Source organism: Nocardia neocaledoniensis (genome assembly GCF_029868625.1).
GTDB lineage: Bacteria > Actinomycetota > Actinomycetes > Mycobacteriales > Mycobacteriaceae > Nocardia > Nocardia neocaledoniensis_A.
Genome location: NZ_JARWOJ010000158.1, coordinates 1 through 3,391, shown reverse-complemented (window position 1 = coordinate 3,391; position 3,391 = coordinate 1). Strand labels below are relative to the sequence as shown.

The following is a 3,391-nucleotide window of genomic DNA, read 5'->3' as shown; positions in this document are numbered from 1 at the left end:
GGGCCCGCGCCCCTGGCGGGCCGCCGGCGCGGAAGGGTGCGGCCGCCGTCGGCACGCGCCTGACCGGGGAAGCTGTCCGAACGGGAGCGGCCCCCCGCCCGCGGGGGGGGCGGGGGGGCGGGGCGGGGGGGGGGGGGGCGGGGGGGGGGGGGCCCCGGGGGCCGCCGGGGCCCTGCAAATACACTCGCTGTGTGCTCGCACCCGAGCGGCGGACGCGCGCCGATATCTTTGCCGCAGTAGCGATCGCCGTCATCCTTGTGGTGGCGGCGATCGTGGTGTGGGCGCGGGCCGATGTCACCGGGACCGATGCGGTCACCGCCGACTCCCCCGCGCCGACCGTCACCGCGGCGACGCAGTTGCCCGCCTCGCTGCGCGAGATGTGGCACGCGGCCGACACCGGCAGCAGCCGCGCGCTCACCTCCGGCAATGTGGTGGTCACCGGCGACGACGGCACCGTGAGCGGCCGCGACCCGGTCAGTGGTGAACAGCTGTGGTGGTATCACCGCGACATGCCGCTGTGCGCGGTGGAATCCCAGTTCGGCACCGTGATCGCCACCTATCGCGATCAGCGCGGGTGCAGCCAGACCACCATGCTCGACGCCGATACCGGCGCGCGCGAGGCGGCCCGCAGCAGCTACATGGACGACGCCGTCCGGGTCAGCGGCGACGGCACATACCTGGTCGCCCTCGGTACCGACCGGCTGGAGATGTGGCGCTCCGATCTGGTGCGCACCCTCGAATACGGCTACGTCGACGCGCCGGTCAATCCGGGTTACCAGCCCCGCGGCGGTTGCGCGCTCACCTCGGCCGCCTCGAGTTCGTCGCGCCTCGCGGTCCTGGAACGCTGCCCCGCCGACTCGACCGCCCGGCTCACCGTGCTCAATCCGGCGCCGAAGGAGGCGACCCAGCCCGAGGAGCACGGCTCGCGCGTCCTCACCGCGCCGGGCGCCGACTCCCCCGAGGTTCGCGTGCTCGCGGTCTCCGACAACAAGGTGGCCGTCTACTACCCGCCCGCCCCCGCGACGGCCACCGGCCTCGGCCAGCCCGCCCGGATCGCCGTGCACGACGGCACCGGCAACGAGATCGCGGTGCACCAGCTGGCCGAGCCGTGGAGTGACCGGGCCACTGTCACCAAGCTGGGTTCGGCCCTCTACGTGTTCACCGGCAAGAGCCTGATCGCGTTGAGCGCCGGCACTTTACAGCCCGTCTGGACCGTCCCGGACGTGCTCGGCACCCCGGCGCTGATGGCGGGCAGGCTGCTCGTTCCCGTCACCGACGGGCTGCTCGCCGTCGACACCGCCAACGGCGCGACCGTCGCCCGGATCCCCGTCCAGCGCAACGACTACGACGGCGGCACCATCTCCACCGCCGTGCTCGGCACGACGGTGCTCGAACGCCGTGGCGGTCAGCTCTACGCGCTCGGCTGAGTCACCGGCGCCTGCCATGATGGAGCCATGTCCACACCCGACGCCCGAGTGGTCCTGCTGCGCCACGGCGAAACCACCTGGTCCAGTCAGCGCCGCCACACCAGCCACACCGATCTGCCGCTGACCCCGCGCGGCGAGGCCCAGGCCCGCTCGGCCGGACTGGTGCTGGCCTCGCTCGACCTGCGCGATCCGATCGTGTTCAGCAGCCCCCGGCTGCGCGCCAGGCACACGGCCGAACTGGCCGGGCTCGGGCATGCCGAGATCGACGACGACCTGGCCGAGTGGGACTACGGCGACTACGAGGGCCTGACCACCGCCCAGATCCGCGAGAGCGTCCCCGGCTGGACCGTGTGGACCGCGCCGACCCCGGGCGGCGAGACGGCCGAGCAGGTCGGCGCCCGCGCCGATCGCGTCCTCGGCAAGGCCGAGCCGATGCTGGCCGAACGCGACGTCATCCTCGTCGGCCACGGCCACTTCTCCCGCGTCCTCATCGCCCGCTGGGCCGAACTCGCGGTCACCGAGGGCCGCCGCTTCGCGATGACCACCGGCGCGATCAGCGAACTCGGCTACGACCACGACGCCCACACCATCTGGGCCCACAACCTCACCACCCGCACCGAACCGACCGAGGGAGCTGCCCGATGAGCGCGCTCGTTCGCCGCGCGACCCCCGCCGACGTCCCCGTGATGGTCGCGCTCGTGCACGAGCTGGCCGAGTACGAGAAGGCACCGGCCGAGTGCACGCTCACCGACGCGCAGCTGGACGCCGCGCTGTTCGGGGCGGCGCCCGCGCTGTTCGCGCATGTCGCCGAGCACGACGGGGTGGTGGTCGGGTGCGCGATCTGGTTCCTGAACTATTCGACCTGGGACGGGGTGCACGGGATCTATCTGGAGGATCTGTACGTGCGGCCGGAGGCGCGCGGGACCGGGCTCGGGCGGGCGCTGGTGGCGGCGCTGGCGGCGGAGGCGGTCGAGCGCGGGTACAGCAGGGTGTCGTGGTCGGTGCTCACCTGGAACACGCCGTCGATCGCGTTCTACGAATCCCTCGGGGCCGCACCGCAGGACGAGTGGATCGGATACCGGATCTCCGGCGCCGAGCTCACGGCACTGGCCGCGACCGCGAGCTGAATCGCGTGCGCGTCGAAGTACCGCGCGAATGGCCGCGCACCCCGGACGAGGCGATCGCGTTGCAGGACGAACTGCGGCCGCTGGTGCGTGCGGAAAACCCGGCGCCGCCGAACTTCTCGACGGCGGCGGGCATCGATTCGGCCTACGCCGAGGACGGCACGGTGGCCACCGCGGCGGTCGCGCTCGATATGGCGACCATGGAAACTGTGGAATCCGCAGTGGCACATGGAATTTCGACATTTCCTTATGTTCCGGGACTACTCGCTTTCCGGGAGCTGCCGGCCACCGTCGCGGCCTTGGCGAAACTCACCGGCACACCGGATCTGCTGGTGTGCGATGCGCAAGGGATCGCCCATCCCCGCCGTTTCGGCCTGGCCTGTCACATCGGTTTGCTGACCGGAATTCCGACAATCGGCGTGGCCAAATCCGTGTGGGGCGAATACGAGCCGCCGGGCCCGCGGCGCGGGGATGTCAGCGATATCCGGATCGACGGTGAGATCGTCGGCCGGGCACTGCGCACCCGCGACGAGGTGAAGCCACTGTTCGTCTCGGTCGGACACCTCATCGACCTCGACACCGCCTGCGCGCAGGTACTCGCACTCACCCAGGGCTACCGGCAGCCGGAGACGACCCGCAGGGCCGACCACCTGTGCCGGGAGGCACTGCGCGAGGCCACGGCCTGACCGTCCACGCACGGCAGATACGCCGCAGCCGTGGCCGACGCCGGTCCGCCTACGAGCGCTCTTCCGGAATCTCGCCGTAGTCCTGTGCCATGTACCGGCTCGACGCGGGCGCGAACAGCGCGCCGAGCGCGCCGACGACGATGATCGCCAGCAG

At 72.0% G+C, this 3,391-nt stretch carries 4 protein-coding genes; all 4 read left to right on the top strand.

The features are described from left to right. The first annotated feature begins 191 nt into the window (after positions 1 to 191). From QH270_RS11365 to QH270_RS11350, 4 genes are read left to right on the top strand one after another with little or no spacing between them, the layout of a single operon-like run. A complete protein-coding gene (locus QH270_RS11365; RefSeq protein WP_280340754.1) occupies positions 192 to 1,427 on the top strand; it encodes an Rv3212 family protein in 1,236 nt (411 codons plus the stop codon). Positions 1,428 to 1,454: 27 nt separating this feature from the next. Then, complete coding sequence (locus QH270_RS11360) at positions 1,455 to 2,072, top strand: acid phosphatase (RefSeq protein WP_280340753.1); 618 nt, start codon at positions 1,455 to 1,457, stop codon at positions 2,070 to 2,072. Then, the gene (locus tag QH270_RS11355; RefSeq protein WP_280340751.1) at positions 2,069 to 2,554 is read left to right on the top strand and encodes a GNAT family N-acetyltransferase; all 486 of its coding nucleotides are present in this window, start codon (positions 2,069 to 2,071) and stop codon (positions 2,552 to 2,554) included. Before QH270_RS11360 ends, QH270_RS11355 begins: the two co-directional genes overlap by 4 nt. Positions 2,555 to 2,559: 5 nt before the next feature. Further along, positions 2,560 to 3,237 (top strand): endonuclease V, encoded by a 678-nt coding sequence (locus QH270_RS11350; protein ID WP_280340749.1) that lies wholly within the window; start codon positions 2,560 to 2,562, stop codon positions 3,235 to 3,237. The last annotated feature ends 154 nt before the right edge of the window (positions 3,238 to 3,391 follow it).